General features: G+C 34.1%; 22 protein-coding genes. All 22 read left to right on the forward strand.

The genetic code is table 11. From position 1 onward, the window contains the following. Positions 1-86: 86 nt before the first annotated feature. The 22 genes from FGK85_RS03120 to gpG all read left to right on the forward strand — a co-directional run bounded on the left by FGK85_RS03120 (position 87) and on the right by gpG (position 16,546). Positions 87-440 carry an HNH endonuclease gene (locus FGK85_RS03120; RefSeq protein WP_138203668.1) on the forward strand — a complete coding sequence of 118 codons (354 nt, stop codon included), beginning with the start codon at positions 87-89 and terminating at the stop codon, positions 438-440. A 107-nt stretch (positions 441-547) separates the two neighbouring features. Next, entirely contained in the window at positions 548-1,099 is a 552-nt protein-coding gene (locus FGK85_RS03125) for a P27 family phage terminase small subunit (RefSeq protein ID WP_138203670.1), read from the forward strand. Positions 1,100-1,112: 13 nt separating this feature from the next. Continuing rightward, on the forward strand, positions 1,113-2,285 hold the full coding sequence (gene metK, locus FGK85_RS03130; protein ID WP_138203672.1) for a methionine adenosyltransferase: 1,173 nt from the start codon (positions 1,113-1,115) through the stop codon (positions 2,283-2,285). Beyond that, positions 2,266-3,495 carry a site-specific DNA-methyltransferase gene (locus tag FGK85_RS03135; protein ID WP_138203674.1) on the forward strand — a complete coding sequence of 410 codons (1,230 nt, stop codon included), beginning with the start codon at positions 2,266-2,268 and terminating at the stop codon, positions 3,493-3,495. Before metK ends, FGK85_RS03135 begins: the two co-directional genes overlap by 20 nt. Before the next feature lie 143 nt (positions 3,496-3,638). Continuing rightward, positions 3,639-4,298 (forward strand): virulence-related protein, encoded by a 660-nt coding sequence (locus FGK85_RS03140; protein ID WP_138203676.1) that lies wholly within the window; start codon positions 3,639-3,641, stop codon positions 4,296-4,298. After that, complete coding sequence (locus FGK85_RS03145) at positions 4,291-4,479, forward strand: hypothetical protein (protein ID WP_138203678.1); 189 nt, start codon at positions 4,291-4,293, stop codon at positions 4,477-4,479. The genes FGK85_RS03140 and FGK85_RS03145 overlap by 8 nt, the downstream gene beginning before the upstream one ends. Before the next feature lie 96 nt (positions 4,480-4,575). After that, complete coding sequence (locus tag FGK85_RS03150) at positions 4,576-5,469, forward strand: amidoligase family protein (RefSeq protein WP_138203680.1); 894 nt, start codon at positions 4,576-4,578, stop codon at positions 5,467-5,469. A 110-nt stretch (positions 5,470-5,579) separates the two neighbouring features. Further along, complete coding sequence (locus FGK85_RS03155) at positions 5,580-6,035, forward strand: gamma-glutamylcyclotransferase family protein (RefSeq protein WP_138203682.1); 456 nt, start codon at positions 5,580-5,582, stop codon at positions 6,033-6,035. Positions 6,036-6,124: 89 nt separating this feature from the next. Next, a complete protein-coding gene (locus tag FGK85_RS03160) occupies positions 6,125-6,331 on the forward strand; it encodes a gamma-glutamylcyclotransferase (RefSeq protein WP_138203684.1) in 207 nt (68 codons plus the stop codon). A gap of 68 nt (positions 6,332-6,399) precedes the next feature. Continuing rightward, positions 6,400-8,001, forward strand: coding sequence for a terminase large subunit (locus FGK85_RS03165; RefSeq protein WP_138203686.1), 1,602 nt, complete (start codon positions 6,400-6,402; stop codon positions 7,999-8,001). Positions 8,002-8,294: 293 nt separating this feature from the next. Continuing rightward, positions 8,295-9,947: a ribosomal protection-like ABC-F family protein gene (gene abc-f / locus FGK85_RS03170; protein WP_138203688.1), complete on the forward strand. Its 1,653-nt coding sequence runs from the start codon at positions 8,295-8,297 to the stop codon at positions 9,945-9,947. A 125-nt stretch (positions 9,948-10,072) separates the two neighbouring features. After that, complete coding sequence (locus FGK85_RS03175) at positions 10,073-10,567, forward strand: nucleotidyltransferase domain-containing protein (protein WP_138203690.1); 495 nt, start codon at positions 10,073-10,075, stop codon at positions 10,565-10,567. Between the two features lie 149 nt (positions 10,568-10,716). Next, positions 10,717-11,964 (forward strand): phage portal protein, encoded by a 1,248-nt coding sequence (locus FGK85_RS03180; RefSeq protein WP_138203716.1) that lies wholly within the window; start codon positions 10,717-10,719, stop codon positions 11,962-11,964. Beyond that, on the forward strand, positions 11,939-12,634 hold the full coding sequence (locus FGK85_RS03185) for a head maturation protease, ClpP-related (RefSeq protein WP_138203718.1): 696 nt from the start codon (positions 11,939-11,941) through the stop codon (positions 12,632-12,634). Before FGK85_RS03180 ends, FGK85_RS03185 begins: the two co-directional genes overlap by 26 nt. A 14-nt stretch (positions 12,635-12,648) precedes the next feature. Beyond that, positions 12,649-13,845 carry a phage major capsid protein gene (locus tag FGK85_RS03190; protein WP_138203692.1) on the forward strand — a complete coding sequence of 399 codons (1,197 nt, stop codon included), beginning with the start codon at positions 12,649-12,651 and terminating at the stop codon, positions 13,843-13,845. 9 nt (positions 13,846-13,854) lie between these two features. Then, positions 13,855-14,076, forward strand: a complete 222-nt coding sequence (locus FGK85_RS03195) for a Head fiber protein (protein WP_138203694.1) — start codon at positions 13,855-13,857, stop codon at positions 14,074-14,076. Positions 14,077-14,094: 18 nt separating this feature from the next. Continuing rightward, complete coding sequence (locus FGK85_RS03200) at positions 14,095-14,397, forward strand: head-tail connector protein (RefSeq protein WP_138203696.1); 303 nt, start codon at positions 14,095-14,097, stop codon at positions 14,395-14,397. Positions 14,398-14,401: 4 nt separating this feature from the next. Continuing rightward, positions 14,402-14,728 (forward strand): phage head closure protein, encoded by a 327-nt coding sequence (locus FGK85_RS03205; RefSeq protein WP_128753245.1) that lies wholly within the window; start codon positions 14,402-14,404, stop codon positions 14,726-14,728. A 1-nt stretch (position 14,729) separates the two neighbouring features. After that, positions 14,730-15,092 carry an HK97-gp10 family putative phage morphogenesis protein gene (locus FGK85_RS03210; RefSeq protein WP_243122793.1) on the forward strand — a complete coding sequence of 121 codons (363 nt, stop codon included), beginning with the start codon at positions 14,730-14,732 and terminating at the stop codon, positions 15,090-15,092. Then, positions 15,089-15,418: a hypothetical protein gene (locus FGK85_RS03215; protein WP_128753247.1), complete on the forward strand. Its 330-nt coding sequence runs from the start codon at positions 15,089-15,091 to the stop codon at positions 15,416-15,418. The genes FGK85_RS03210 and FGK85_RS03215 overlap by 4 nt, the downstream gene beginning before the upstream one ends. Beyond that, positions 15,415-16,218, forward strand: coding sequence for a major tail protein (locus FGK85_RS03220; RefSeq protein WP_138203700.1), 804 nt, complete (start codon positions 15,415-15,417; stop codon positions 16,216-16,218). The genes FGK85_RS03215 and FGK85_RS03220 overlap by 4 nt, the downstream gene beginning before the upstream one ends. 13 nt (positions 16,219-16,231) lie before the next feature. Then, positions 16,232-16,546 carry a phage tail assembly chaperone G gene (gene gpG / locus FGK85_RS03225; protein WP_128753249.1) on the forward strand — a complete coding sequence of 105 codons (315 nt, stop codon included), beginning with the start codon at positions 16,232-16,234 and terminating at the stop codon, positions 16,544-16,546. Positions 16,547-16,646 lie beyond the last annotated feature (100 nt).

The following is a 16,646-nucleotide window of genomic DNA, read 5'->3' on the forward strand; positions in this document are numbered from 1 at the left end:
GATATTATTATAATTAGGAAAATATATTTAAAACCTTCACGGGAAATCTGTGGAGGTTTTTTTATTTAAAGAATCGAGGTGATTCAATGCCAAGGAAACCTAAGAGACCTTGTTCCTATCCTGGGTGCCCTATCCTAACCGATGATAGGTACTGTGAAGAACATAATAGTTTGATGAACAGGAACTACAACAAGTACCAGCGGGACCCACAGTCAAACAAAAGGTATGGTAGGTCTTGGAAGCGGATTAGGGACAGATATATTAAACTCCACCCCCTCTGTGAAGAATGTGAGAAGCACGGCCAACTAACTAAGGCTGAAGAAGTCCATCATATCCTCCCCCTATCCAAAGGTGGAAGCAATGACTTCTCTAACCTAATGAGTCTATGCAAGAGCTGCCACTCAAGCATAACAGCCAAGAGTGGTGACAGGTGGGGGTAGTAAATCTCTAGAACTAAGCATCCTGGACAGCGGCGGGGAGTCCCGTGTAAAAAAATGCAGTTTCAAAGGGGGTAATAGGGCAGCAAAAAAGTGAGGTGTTTTAATATATGGCAAAAGACGGTACTAATAGAGGTGGTGCTCGTATTGGATCAGGGGCTAAAAAGAAACCACTAGCAGATAAAATCGCTGAAGGAAATCCTGGCGGCAGAGCACTTACGGTTATGGAATTTAAAAATACAGCAGACCTAGAAGGTGAAGAAATGCCAGAACCAAATAAGATGCTGGAGGCTGTTCAAAAGGATGGTAAAACCTTAGTTGCTGGTGAAGTTTTTAGAGATACATGGACATGGCTGCATGAAAGAGGTTGCTCCTCCCTTGTCTCCCCTCAGCTTTTAGAAAGGTATGCCATGAGTGTAGCTAGATGGATTCAATGCGAGGAAGCTATAACTGAATTTGGATTTCTAGCAAAGCATCCCACAACTGGAAATGCTATTCAAAGTCCATATGTTGCTATGGGACAAAACTATATGGCCCAAACTAATAGATTATGGCTTGAAATATTCCAGATTGTAAAGGAAAATTCTCTAGCCGAATATTCTGGGGCAAATCCTCAAGATAATGTTATGGAAAGGCTTCTTACTGCTAGAAATAATAAATAATTGGAGGTATAAAATGAAAAAACAGTTAACAGCTGAAAGTGTATGTATTGGTCATCCTGATAAGCTATGCGATTTAATCGCTGATAATATTTTAGATGCAGCTTTTAGAAAAGATAAATCCTCTAGGGTAGCCTGTGAAGTAATGGCAACAAAAGGGAAGATAATCGTGGCGGGCGAAATCACCTGTAGCGAAAAACTAGATATTAAATACATTGTTAGACGAACTTTAAAAGATGTAGGATATAACCCTCGTAAGTTTTCAATTTATGTATTTTTAAATAATCAGAGTGCTGATATTGCTGCTGGAGTAGATAATGCCCTTGAAATAAGAAATGGCGAAAAGGATCCATATAGCTTGATTGGTGCTGGGGATCAAGGGACTATGTATGGCTATGCTACAAATGAAACGAAAGAGATGCTTCCCCTCCCTCTTGTCTTATCTCATAGGATTACTAAAAGGCTTGATAAATCAAGAAAGGATAAATTAATAAAAGGAATCTTTCCAGATGGTAAAGCTCAAGTTACTGTAGAATATGATAGGGATAAACCAGTAAGGGTAAAAACAATAATAATATCTATCCACCATCATAAAGATAAATCCTATGAGGAATTAAAAAAAGAAATTTTAAATCTTGTCCTCTACCCTGCTTTTGAAGATTTTTCTTTTGATGATGATACTGAAATATTCATAAACCCATCTGGCAGATTTGTTATTGGTGGTCCTACTTCTGATACAGGTTTAACAGGAAGAAAGCTAATGGTTGATACCTACGGAGGACTTGCCTCCCACGGTGGCGGTGCTCTTTGCGGGAAAGATCCAACCAAAGTTGATAGAAGTGGTGCTTATATGGCTAGATATATAGCGAAACATATAATATGGAGCGATTTTGCAGATAAATGTGAAGTCGCTCTTTCTTATGCCATTGGGAAAGCAAATCCAGTAGCATTTTCTATAAATACATTTGGAACTGGTATTGTCTCTGATGAAATATTAGCTCTTGCTGCAAAGGAAGTATTTAATTTAAAACCTGCAGCAATTATTGAAAACCTAAGGCTTAGGGATGTACATTATTCTGATACTTCCACTTATGGACATTTCAATAGCCCCTTATTCCCTTGGGAAAATGTTGATAAATACAATGAGTTAAAAAAGGCGGTGGAAAAATATGCAGATAGAAAAAATTAAGGTTGATAAACTTAATCCTGCTCCATATAATCCAAGGAAAGATTTAAAGCCTGGAGACCCTGAATATGAAAAATTAAAAAACTCTATTCTTACCTTTGGGTATGTTGAACCAGTTCTGTGGAATAAAAGAACTGGAAATATCATAGGTGGTCATCAGAGATTTAAAATATTAGTGGAGCTTGGCAAAACTGAAATAGATTGTGTTGTAGTAGATATAGATGCAGAAAATGAAAAGGCATTAAATATTGCTCTTAATAAAGTAAGCGGTGATTGGGATAAGGATAAATTAATGCTTTTAATTGAAGATTTACAAGGAGTAGATTTTGATGTCTCCCTTACTGGCTTTGACCCTGCTGAACTTGATGATCTTTTTAAAGATTCTCTAAAGGATAATATTAAAGAGGATAATTTTGATGTAGAAGAGGAACTTAAAAAGCCCGCTATTTCAAAGCTTGGTGATTTATGGCTTCTTGGTAGGAATAGGCTTATCTGTGAAGATTCCACTAAAAGAGAAACCTATGAAAGCTTAATGGATGGGAAATTAGCAAACCTAACAGTTACAGACCCACCCTATAATGTTAATTATGAAGGTACTGCTGGAAAAATTAAAAATGACAATATGGAGAACGATGCCTTTTACAACTTTCTGCTTGCTTCCTTTCAAGGTATGGAAAGTGTTATGGCAAAAGATGCTTCTATTTATGTATTCCATGCAGATACTGAAGGCTTAAATTTTAGAAAGGCATTCTCCGATTCTGGCTTTTATCTTTCTGGAACTTGTATATGGAAAAAGCAGTCTTTGGTTTTAGGTCGCTCTCCTTACCAATGGCAGCACGAACCAGTTCTCTTTGGCTGGAAAAAGAAAGGTAAGCATAACTGGTACTCCGATAGAAAGCAGACCACCATTTGGGAATTTGAAAAGCCCAAAAGAAACAAAGACCATCCAACTATGAAGCCAGTGGCACTTATAGCCTACCCTATTTTAAACTCAAGTTTGACTAATTGTATTGTCCTTGACCCCTTTGGAGGTTCTGGAAGTACACTTATTGCCTGTGAGCAAACAGATAGAATTTGCTATACAATTGAACTTGATGAAAAATATACAGATGTAATTGTTAAAAGATATATTGAGCAAGTCGGCTCCCATGAAGAAGTTTATTTAATCAGAAATGGAAAGAAGATTAAATATGCTGATATTTCAATAGATTAATCATTATATAAGGCCACAGTTTGCCCTGTGTGCCCTTTAAATAAGGCTTTCAAACATTACCTCGGCCAATATTTAAATATAACTTGCTATTTACATCCCTTTGAGTGATATATGGTACAACTACATTATTTGGAGGGATTAGAGTGGATAGAAAAGAATTAGTTAAAATCCTAGGTGAACACTTAGGAGTAAAACCAAAATATCTAGGAGTACCAAGCTTTAACTACCAAGTCGGGGAATTTATAGTAGACAGAGAAGGGAGAATTCTAACAAAGGCAGGTGATGAATTGAAACTTGAAGAAATATTGGATTCAGCTGAAGAAGAAACTACAACTGTTGAAATAACCATCCCTTTAGAAGGTCATAGTGAGAATACATTAAAGACTTTAATTAATATGATTTATAGCAAACAAACTCTTATTAAACAATCATTTCAACTCGATAAAAACCTAGTGGAAAAAGAAACAGTAGAAAAACTAAATGCAGCTGAAACCATAGAGGAATTTGAAGATAATCTTGTAAGTCAAAATATTAAAATAGATGATGAAAATATTATTTTTACAATAAACACAGATTTAGTTAGAGCTGCCACCCTATTCTTTGGACTATTAAATGAGAAATCAAAGGAATTAAAATATGCTTCTTCAAAACCAACTGAAACAGATAATGAAAAATATGCTTTTAGAACCTGGCTTATGAGACTTGGAATGATTGGTGATGAATATAAAGAAACCAGAAAAGAATTACTACAAAATCTCAATGGTAACTCTGCCTTTAGAAATGTAGGTGAAAGCCATGAATAAACCTAAATGCAAATTAATTGGTGAGAATGGAAATGTTTTTAATCTTATGGGGATCGCTTATAAAACTTTAATAAGAGCAAATTTAAAAGAAGAAGCCGATGAAATGATAAAAAGAATAATGGAATCTGGGTCTTATATGGAGGCCCTAGCCATTATTTCTGAATATGTTGAAATAGTGTAAAATACTGTGTTTCTTTTGAAAATAGTACTTGCTATTTATCCCTTTCAGAGTGATATATGTATGTAACAAAAAACACACAGGAAGGGGAAAAAACCAATGCTTACAAGGAACTTTGGAATTGAAATTGAACTTACAGGAATAACAAGGGAAAAGGCTGCAAAAGTTATAGCTGAACATTTAGAAGGAACCATTAGAAATGATAGCGGAAACTACAAGGTTACTACACCAGACGGAAGAACTTGGCAGGTAGTTTATGACGGAAGCCTAAGATGCCAAAGAAAAGCAAATGGCCAAAAGGTTGCAGCAGGAAGAGAATACAGTGTAGAAATAGTTAGCCCAATCTTAACCTACGAAAAAGACATAGAGAGTTTACAGGAACTAGTAAGGAAAATTAGGAAGGCTGGAGGATTTGCAAACAGCTCCGCAGGAATACACATTCACCTAAATGGAGCCGACCACACCCCAAGAAGCCTCAGAAACTTTGTAAACATTATCTACTCAAGGAACGACCTGCTTTACTCAAGCCTACAGATAGAACCAAGCAGAATGAGATATTGTAAAGCCCTAGACGAAAAGCTAGTTGAAAGAATGAACAAGAAAAAACCTACCACCTTTAAAGAAATCGAGGACATTTGGTACGAAGGCTACTACTCAAGTAGGGGTAGACATTACCATGACAGTCGCTACCATTTCCTAAACCTACACAGCTTTTTCAACGGGGTAGGAACAGTAGAGCTTAGGGGTTTCAACGGAACCCTTCACGCAGGAAAAATTAGAACCTACATCCTTTTAGCCCTAGCCATGAACAACCAAGCCTTAACCCAAAAGAGTGCCAGTAGCAAAAAGCCACAGATAGAAAACCCAAAGTTCGCCATGAGAACCTGGCTTAACAGAATAGGATTTATCGGGGAAGACTTCAAAAACCCAAGGGAACATTTAGTAAAGCACCTAGAAGGAAGTGCAGCCTGGAGGTTTCAAGAACTAGCCTAAAACCACAGAGGGGGAAACCCCTCTTAAGCTGGTAGAAGGGTATAAATGTACCAACCTAAAACAAAAAGCCTACACAGGCGAAACTGTGGCGAGTGAAAGGATGATAAAGAATGGATAAAAGGTTATATGTAGCTTATGGTTCAAATCTCAATGTGGAGCAGATGAAATACAGGTGTCCTACTGCTAAGGTTTATGGAATGGGGATATTAAAAGATTACAAACTTTTATTTAAAGGTACACCGCATAATGCTTACCTAACCATAGAAGCTGCAGCAGGCTCTAGAGTACCCGTTGTTGTTTGGGATATAAATCCTAGTGATGAACTATCACTGGATAGATATGAAGGTTACCCTAACTTTTATTACAAGAAAGATATACCAGTAGAACTTGAAACAGGTGAATTAGTAAAAGCCATGGTATATATTATGACGGATAAAATTAAAGATAGAATAAACTTAAACCTTCCAAGTGACTACTATCTAGAAATTGTGAAGGAAGGTTATGAAGAATTTAGATTTAATTTTAAATATATTGAAGAAGCAATTAAGATAAGCAAAAATAATTAAAATCTAGGCCCACAGCTTGCCCTGTAAGGCTTTTATATAGAGCTATTGGTACAATTACCCTACCAAGATAAAGAAAGGAAGCGGTTTTGATGGATAAATTTTTTAGTCAGAAATATTGTGATAGGTGTAGAAAAGATTTAAAAGGTGGAAGAATAATGTCTATGTTTAATGAGGATTGCATCTGTATGGAATGTAAAGAGAAAGAAACAAGGGATAAAAGTTACAAAAAAGCCAGAGATAAAGAAATTGAAGAAGTTAGAAAAGGAAATTACAACTTTAAAGGAATAGGGAAATAAAAAAGTTAAACAGAATTTTATAAGAAGCCTTCGGGCTTCTTTTTACTTATAGAAAGGAGGCGGCACTAATTAGAAAACTAAAAGATTATAAACCTACTAAATTCATGGCCAAGGATTCAGTCTATGATGAAGATGCCGCTGATTATGCTGTTTCATTTATTCAAGCACTTACTCATACTAAAGGTAGATGGGCAGGAAAGCCCTTTGAATTAATAGACTGGCAAGAACAAATTATAAGGGATATTTTTGGAGCTATAAAACCTAATGGATATCGCCAATTTAATACAGCCTATGTTGAAATTCCAAAGAAAATGGGAAAATCTGAATTAGCTGCAGCTATTGCTCTCCTTCTTACCTGTGGGGATGGCGAGCAACGGGCTGAGGTTTATGGCTGTGCTGCTGATAGAAATCAAGCTTCTATTGTTTTCAATGTTGCAGCTGATATGGTCCGAATGTGTCCTCCTCTAGCCAAAAGAGTCAAGATTTTAGATTCTATGAAAAGATTAATCTATCAGCCTACAGGAAGCGTATATCAAGTCCTCTCTGCTGATGTTAAAAATAAACACGGATTTAATACACATGGTGTTGTATTTGATGAACTTCACACTCAACCAAATAGAAAACTTTACGATGTTATGACCAAAGGAAGTGGCGATGCAAGAACTCAACCACTTTATTTTTTAATAACTACTGCTGGAGATAATCAAAATAGTATCTGCTGGGAAGTCCATCAAAAAGCTGTAGATTTACTTGAAGGTAGAAAAACTGACCCGACCTTCTACCCTGTTATTTATGGTGCTGATATGGATGATGATTGGACAGACCCTAAGGTTTGGAAAAAAGCTAATCCTTCCCTTGGAATAACTGTTACTATGGATAAGGTTAAAGCTGCCTTTGAGTCTGCAAGGCAAAACCCTGCAGAAGAAAATAGCTTCAGACAGTTAAGATTAAACCAATGGGTAAAACAGGCTATTCGTTGGATGCCTATGGATAAGTGGGATGCCTGTGCTTTTGAAGTAGATCCAGAAGATTTAAAAGGCAGGGTTTGCTATGGTGGACTTGACCTCTCTTCTTCTACGGATATTACAGCCTTTGTTTTAGTATTTCCACCTATTGATGAAGATGATAAATATAGCATCCTCCCCTACTTCTGGATACCAGAAGAAAATATCGATCTTAGAGTTAGACGAGATCATGTTAACTATGATTTATGGGAGAGGCAAGGCTATATAAAAACTACTGAGGGTAATGTTGTTCACTACGGCTTTATTGAAAACTTTATTGAAGAATTAGGTATGGACTACAATATTAGAGAGATAGCTTTTGACCGCTGGGGAGCTATTCAAATGACACAGAACCTTGAGGGTATGGGTTTTACAGTAGTACCATTCGGTCAAGGTTTTAAAGATATGAGTCCTCCAACCAAAGAATTAATGAAACTTACTTTAGAAGAAAAATTTGCTCATGGGGGCCATCCTGTTCTTAGATGGATGATGGATAATATATTTGTTAGGACTGATCCTGCTGGCAATATAAAGCCTGATAAAGAAAAGTCTAGTGAGAAAATTGACGGTGCTGTTGCCACTATAATGGCACTTGATAGGGCTTTGAGAAATGACGGTGTAAGCACAGGTAGTGTATATGATGAAAGAGGGATATTGGTCTTTTAATCTTGCAAATAATATGCTATACTGGATTTGCTAGAAAGTATTAGAGTATATGACTACTTTATTATTTTCTTTAGATAATAATATAATGAAAGGATGAACTATAGAAATAATGAAAAAATAATCCATGACTATATAAAGAAAACAAAATATATTGGGCTTAAAAATTTCAACCTGATATATTTGTGTCTATTTTTAGTATGAGTGGATAGTTTGTTTAAATGGTGCATTTATGTATAATTTTATAGTTTGTCTATAGATATACTATCCTCTCTGTTTTAAAAGGAGGATTTTTTATGTTAAAAATTAATATGAAAAAAATAAAAAAATATTATGGGACTAGATTACTTTTAGACATTGAAGATTTAAAGATATATGAAAATGATAGGATTGGAATAATAGGTGTAAATGGAGCAGGAAAAACTACATTATTAGAGATTATTAATAAAAACATTGATTACGAGAGTGGTGAATTGTTTTTAAATAAGAATGTGGATATCAAATATATTCCACAATTAGGGGAACCAAACAGAAAAATAATAAGCGGGAAATACGCCTCTATATTTCAAGTTGAAAACAAGTGGGACAGCAATATGAGTGGAGGAGAAAAAACTAGATTCAAATTAGCAGAGGGATTTGAAAGTACTTGCAATTTGCTGTTGGTAGATGAACCAACAAATAATTTGGATATTGACGGAATCAATTTAGTTGTAAATAACTTCAAAGCATATAAAGGGACCCTTTTAGTAGTATCACATGATAGAAATTTTTTAGATACAGTATGTAACAAAATATTAGAAATAGAAAATGGTAAATGTAAAATTTATAATGGGAATTATAGTAAGTATCTTGAGTTAAAAGAAATGGAAGATACGAGAAAGGAATTTGAATACAAGGAATTTATTAAGGAGAAAAGTAGACTTACTAATCTTAAAAGGGATGTAGAGAATAAATCTGCTAAAGTAAAAACCACGCCAAGTAGAATGGGCAATTCCGAGGCACGACTCCATAAGATGGGCGGGCAGACTAATAAAGCAAATCTAGATAAGTTTGCAAAGTCAGTAGCAAAAAGGATAGAGCACTTAGAAAAAAAAGAAAGACCTGTAGAGCAAGAGCTAATTAAAATAAGCATATTAGAATCTACTAAACCCCATAGTAAACTATTAATATCAGGAAATAACCTTAATAAATCTTATGGGAAAAAAGTAATATTTGATAACGCAGATTTTAATATTAATAATGGTAAAAAAGTTGCTCTCCTAGGGCCAAATGGTAGCGGGAAAACTACCTTAATCAATATGATATTAAATGAGGAAGGCATAGACATAAGTAAAAATGTTAGAATAGGTTACTTCAGTCAATCCATGGATATTTTAGATGAAGAAAAGACCATATTAGAAAACGTAATGGAAAAAAGTATTCATGATGAAAAGTTGGCACGACTAATTTTAGCTAGATTGCTGATAAAAGGTAATAAGGTTTATGAAAAATTAAAGATTTTAAGTGGAGGGGAAAGAGTAAAAGTTTCATTTGCTAAAATGATTTTGGAGGATATAAATTTGTTAATACTAGATGAGCCAACAAACTATCTAGATATAAACAGCTTAGAAGTAATAGAAAATTTGCTTAAAGATTATGATGGCACAATACTATTAGTATCTCATGATATAAGATTTATTAAAAACATAGCTGAAGAATTATTAATAATAGAGAATAATAAAATAAAACATTTTATGGGAAATTACGATGAATATATAAGAAATAAAAACAAGCAGAAACTAAATATCAGGGAAAAAAATATTAAGGAAAAGATAATGATATTAGAAAATCAAATTTCTTCTTTGATTGGCGAGATTTCAACTGAAGAAAATGAAGAGAGAAAAACTGAATTAGATGAGCAGTATAATTTAAAATTAAAAGAATTAGTAAATTTAAAACGTGAAATCTAAGTAAAGTTATAGTTAGGTTGAATTTTTAAACTTGGTATACTTATCTTAGCAATATTAGTAGTTACACATAAGTGATAATATGCGTAACAATTTTTAATAAATTGTAATTTGAACGGAGTGATTATATGGTGAATAAAACTGACGCTATTGAAATAATAACATGGGCCGAAGAAAATGAAATTAGTATTTGGATAGATGGTGGTTGGGGTGTAGATGCCCTATTGAAAGAAGAAACTAGAGCACACAATGATATTGATTTATTTGTGGAGGAAAGCGACGGCAAAAAGTTTATTAGTATATTAAAGAAAAAAGGCTTTGTTAAAATTGTTGAATCATATACAACAGAATCACACACGGTTTGGAAGGATACTAAAGGTAGGATAATTGATCTTCATATATTCAAATTTAATGAACAGGGATACATTGTTTTTGAAGGAGAAGAATATCCACCAAATGTGTTTAGTGGTATTGGGGAAATAGGTAATAAAGAGGTAAAGTGCATTGACGCTGAAAATCAAGTGCTATTTCACTTGGGCTATGAGCATGATGAAAATGATATACATGATGTGAAACTTTTATGTGAAAGATTTGGTATTCCTATTCCGAGAGAGTACAATTAATTAACAACCACTAAATTATATAAGCAGAAATTTTATTATAGTTATGTTATACATTTATATTATGCGACATAACTTAAGAAAATAAAACACTATAAAGCATCTCAAAAGCCGAGGTGCTTTTTTCATGCCCAATTTTAGGAGGTGATCATATAAATATATTTTCAAGATTATTTAAATCAAGGGCTGAACCAAAGAATAGCTTATTCGGTTCTACTTACAGTTTCTTCTTTGGCTCTACTAGTAGTGGGAAAACAGTAAACGAAAGAACAGCTATGCAAACCACAGCTGTATATGCCTGTGTTAGGATACTGGCTGAAACCATAGCCTCCCTCCCACTCCACACTTATATTAATACTGAAAATGGAAAGGAAAAAGCAATGGATCATCCACTCTATCCCCTACTATCTTCTTCCCCCAATCCTGAGATGACTTCATTTGTGTTTAGAGAAACACTCATGGGTCATCTTTTATTATGGGGAAATTCCTATTCACAAATAATTAGAGATGGTAGAGGAAAAATCATAGCTATCTATCCCCTGCTTCCAGATAAAATGACTGTAAGTAGAAGTGAAAAAGGGGAAATCTACTATGTATATAACAAAGAAGGTCATGACTATATTTTGAGAAAAGAAGAAGTCCTTCACATACCAGGCCTTGGCTTTGATGGCCTTATTGGCTACTCCCCTATCGCCATGGCAAAGAATGCAATAGGAATGGCAATAGCTACTGAAGAATATGGTGCTAAGTTCTTTGCTAACGGTGCAAATCCAGGCGGAGTGCTAGAGCATCCTGGAATTGTAAAAGACCCACAGAGGATTAGGGATAGTTGGAACTCTGTATATCAAGGAACATCCAATGCCCATAGAGTCGCAGTTTTAGAGGAAGGTATGAAATTTTCCCCTATTGGTATTCCTCCAGAACAGGCACAGTTTTTAGAAACAAGAAAATACCAAACAGAAGAAATATGTAGGATATTTAGAGTCCCTCCTCACTTGGTTGGTGATTTAGAGAGGGCTACATTTTCAAATATTGAACATCAATCTATAAGCTTTGTAGTTCATACAATTCGACCTTGGCTAGTTAGAATTGAGCAATCTATTAATAAGTCTTTATTTACTGATGAGGAAAAAAAGAAATACTTTGTAAGCTTTGTAGTTGAGGGTCTTCTTCGTGGAGATTATGAATCAAGAATGAGGGGTTATTCTATAGGAATACAGAATGGTTTCATGTCTCCAAATGATATTAGAAGATTAGAAAACTTGAATCCTATCCCTTCTGAAGAAGGCGGAAACACATATATGGTTAATGGTAATATGCTTAAACTTAAAGATGTCGGTGCATTTGTAAAAGAATATACTGGAGGTGATGAAAATAAAGAAATTTTGGAACTGGATTAAAAATGAAGAAGGAGAAAGAACCTTATATTTCGATGGATATATTGTACAGGATAGTTGGTTTGATGATGATATAACTCCTAAAAAATTTAAAGCTGAATTAATGGAATCTGATGGTGATATTTCTGTATGGATCAACTCTCCAGGAGGCGATGTTTTTGCTGCCAGCCAAATCTACAATATGCTAAAAGAATATAAAGGAAAAGTTACTGTAAAAATTGATGGTTTAGCTGCCTCTGCTGCTTCAGTTATTGCCATGGCGGGAGATGAAATTTTAATGTCCCCTGTTGCCATGCTTATGATTCATAACCCCTCCACTCTTATTTGGGGCGAAGAAGCAGATATGATAAAGGCAAAAGAAATGCTATCTGAAGTTAAGGAAAGTATTATAAATGCCTATGAAGTAAAGACAAATCTACCAAGAAATAAGATATCTAAAATGATGGATAATGAAACCTGGATGAGTTCAAATAAAGCTGTTGAACTTGGCTTTGCAGATAAGGTTTTATATGAAGAACAAATAGAAAATACATTAATAAATAATAACTTTATATTCGACAGGGTAACGGTAATAAACACACTAATTAATAAGTTTCCTAAAAAGGAAGATCCACCACTTAGTAATGGTACTCCCTATGAAGAATTAAGTAAAAGATTAAATCTAATAAAATAAATGGAGGGATTAATTTGAATAAAATAATAGAACTAAGAGAAAAAAGAGCGAAGCTTTGGGAATCTACCAAGGCTTTTTTAGATTCAAGAAGAAATGAAAATGGCCTTCTTTCAGCTGAAGATACAGCTACCTATGAAAGAATGGAACAAGATGTGGTAGATTTAGGTAAGGAAATAGAAAGACTTGAAAGACAAGCGGTACTTGATTTAGAACTTTCTAAACCTACCTCTTCCCCACTCTTCAACACTCCAAATAACACTATTGGAGAAGAAAAGAAAGGCCGAGCTTCTGATGAGTATAAAAAAGCTTTCTGGAACACCATGAGAAATAACTCTACACCTGAGATAAGAAATTCTCTTAAAATTGGAACAGATAGCGAAGGTGGATATTTAGTACCAGATGAATTTGAAAAAACTTTAGTTGAAGGCTTATTAGAAGAAAATATATTTAGGACACTAGCTACAATAATTAACACATCCTCAGGAGATAGGAAAATTCCAGTAGTAGCTTCAAAAGGTAATGCATCGTGGGTAGATGAAGAAGCACCAATTCCAGAGTCTGACGATAGTTTTGGACAAATTTCAATAGGTGCTTTTAAATTAGCAACAATAATTAAAATATCAGAAGAACTTCTAAATGACAGTGTATTTAATTTAGAATCATACATTGCTAAAGAGTTCGCTAGAAGGATTGGTTCAGCTGAAGAAGAAGCATTTTTAATTGGAAATGGAACAGGTAGACCTACTGGAATATTCAATGATACAGGTGGTGCAGGTGTAGGAACAACAGCATCCACTCAATCAACCATTAAAATTGATGAGGTAATAGATTTATTCTATTCCTTAAAATCTCCATATAGGAAAAAAGCCACTTTCATAATGAATGATTCTACTGTGAAGGAAATTAGAAAACTTAAAGATGGAAATGGTCAATATATCTGGCAACCTTCTATCACTGCAGGCGAACCAGATACAATTCTTAATAGACCAGTTAAAACATCCTCTTATGTTCCTGGTTTAGCAGCAGGTGCAAAACCTATAGCTTTTGGAGACTTTTCATATTACTGGATAGCAGATAGACAAGGTAGATCCTTCCAAAGACTTAATGAGCTTTATGCTGTAACAGGACAAATTGGATTTAAAGCAAGCCAGAGAGTTGATGGAAAATTGATTCTTCCTGAAGCTATAAAAGTATTACAAATGAAAGCTTAGGTGATAAATATGGGTAACGTAAAGAACTACAAAGAACAAGGCAGTGAAAAATGGGTTGTTAATGGAATACTTGAAATAACTGAAGAAGGAGTATTTCTTTTAAATGGCAAACCCTTAATTAGGGCCGAATTTCAAGAGGAAAGTACAGCTACTACCATTGCCGATTTAAAGGCTGACTTTAATTCTTTACTTCAAAAACTAAAGTACGCAGGACTAATGGAAATGAAATAATGACGAGGTGATGGGTGTATGGTAATAACTTTAGATGAAGCAAAACTATATTTAAAAATAGATAGTGATGAGGAAGATACACTCATCACTTCTTTTATTCTTACAGCAGAGGAAATCTGTGAGGAAATACTAAGGTTTCCCCTATCTGAATTTGAAGAATTTCCAAAGTTGGTAAAACAAGCTATTCTCTACTGCATTGCTAATATGTATGAAAAAAGAGAAGGCTCCTACTACTATATGAAAAATGAAAGTGGTAATATTTCTGAAACCATTGAGATTATGAAACTAATTCTTGGTAATCTTCGTAAGGAAAGCTGGTGATTCTATGGAAATAGGTTCTTTAAACAAAAGAATAACCCTTCAAGAATTAAAGTTAACTGTTAATGAAAATGGCTTTGAAGTTGAAGAATGGATCCCTTTTAAAACAGTATGGGCAGGAGTTTCTAATCTTCATGGAAGAGAATATTTTGATGCTGCAGCTATTCAAATGGAAAATACAGTTAAATTCACTATTAGGTATCTTCCTGGAATTGACACAGCTATGAGAATATCATTTAAAGATAAATATTACAATATTACATCCATAGACAATATTAAATACAGAAATAAATTTATTGAAATAAAAGCCATGGAGGTTGATTTAAGTGGCTAATATGAAATTAGAGGGAATGGAAAATCTATTAAATGAAATAGATAAACTAGGTCAAAAAGGATCTAGAATTGAAAACACTGCTTTAAAGGAAGCTGGAAATATAGTTAAAGAATCCATAATAAAAGAAGTACCCGTGAAAACAGGAAAGTTAAAAGAAAATATTACTGTATCTAATGTGAAATCCAAGGATGGTGTAAAAAAAGTAGAAGTTGGACCAGGTAAAGATGAGTATTATGCTGCTTTCTTAGAATTTGGAACTACTAATATGAATGCAAATCCATTTATAAGTAGAGGTTATGAAAATTCAAAAGAAGAAGCTGAAAAAGTAATTGTAGAAGAAATCAAGAAAGGATTAGGACTATGAACATAAATAATGAAATAATAACTGCACTTAATGGAATTAAAGTACCAGTATCCTTTCAAACATCAAAGTCTGAAAAATATCCTTATATCACCTTTTTCACATATTTAGATAGGCCTACTCTCCACTCTGATGATAAGGAGATTATCACAGGATATTTTATTCAAATAGATATATGGTCTAAAACAGACTATACTAATTTAGCAAAAGAAGTACACCAAAGTATGCTAGCAGCCAATTTTATAAAACAAAGATACTTTGATTTATATGAAAAAGATACTAAGGTTTACCATAAAGTAATGAGATTTTTAAAGGAGGTCGAAAAATGAGCCAATATGGATTAAAAGATATACATTTTGCAATACTTGAAAGAGATACTAAATCTGAAATTAGTTACTATGATGTTGAAGAAATTTTAGGTGCAATTAATGCAAAGATAAACCCAAATGTTAATACACAGGAATTATATGCTGATGATCAATTATGGGAGTCAATATCCGCCCTTGGGAAAATAGAAGTTGAAATTGAAACAGCAGATCTTCCACTTAAAACTAGGGCCAAGGTACTTGGAAATAAATATGAGAATGGAATCTTGATCGAGAATAAAGATGATACTCCTCCCTACCTTGCACTTGGATTTAAATCCCTTAGAAAAGGTGGAAAATACAGATATGTGTGGCTACTTAAAGGTGTAGCACAACCCATGGGTGAAGATTTTACTACAAAAAAGGATAATGTGGAACATAAAACACCTGTTATTAAGTTTACCTTTATGCCTAGAAATTATGATGGGGATTGGAAAAGGACTGCAGATGAAGATAGTTTAGAATTTACAGGAACAAATTCATGGTTTAGTGAAGTTCCAATTGATAGCCCTCCCCTCTCCCCTGCTGATAAATCCGAACTATTATCAGCAATAGGAGTTGCACAAAATGTATTGGAAACAGCAAATATTGGAACTGAAATTGGAAAATATCCAGAAGAAGCTTATGAAGTCTTTAGTAATGCAATAGATGATGCACAAATAGTAGCAAATAATAATAATGCTACTCAAAGAGATGTGGATAAGGCTAAGGTAAATTTATCCCTTGCCCTTCTTACATTTCAAGGTACAAAAATACTAGAATAAAAGGAGAATTTTTATGGAGATTAAACTTTTAATAAACGATAAAGAAAAAACCTTTGTTTCTAATTTTATCTCAGCTCGAATGCTAAGAAGAACTCTTGAAATATCAAAGAAAGTAAATTTTAATGATATGTCCCCTGAAGAATTAGACACTATGGTTGATTTTATTGTAGAAATATTTAAGGGCCAATTTACTCGTGATGATGTATATGATGGCGTAGCCTCTAAAGAATTAATACCTACAATAACAAAATGTATAAATGAAATTGTAGGTGAAGTAGCTGTTGCTACTGGGGTAGATGAAAAAAACGAAGTAAGGGAAATTCAGTAGACCCAGAAGAATTTATCGACAGTATCTACATTTCCCTTCTTGAGAATAATTGGACACTTAATGATATAGATTCCATGGATATAATTTATTATTTAAAGCT

The sequence above is a fragment of the Haloimpatiens lingqiaonensis genome (assembly GCF_901447495.1).
In the GTDB taxonomy this organism is placed as follows: domain Bacteria; phylum Bacillota; class Clostridia; order Clostridiales; family Clostridiaceae; genus Haloimpatiens; species Haloimpatiens lingqiaonensis.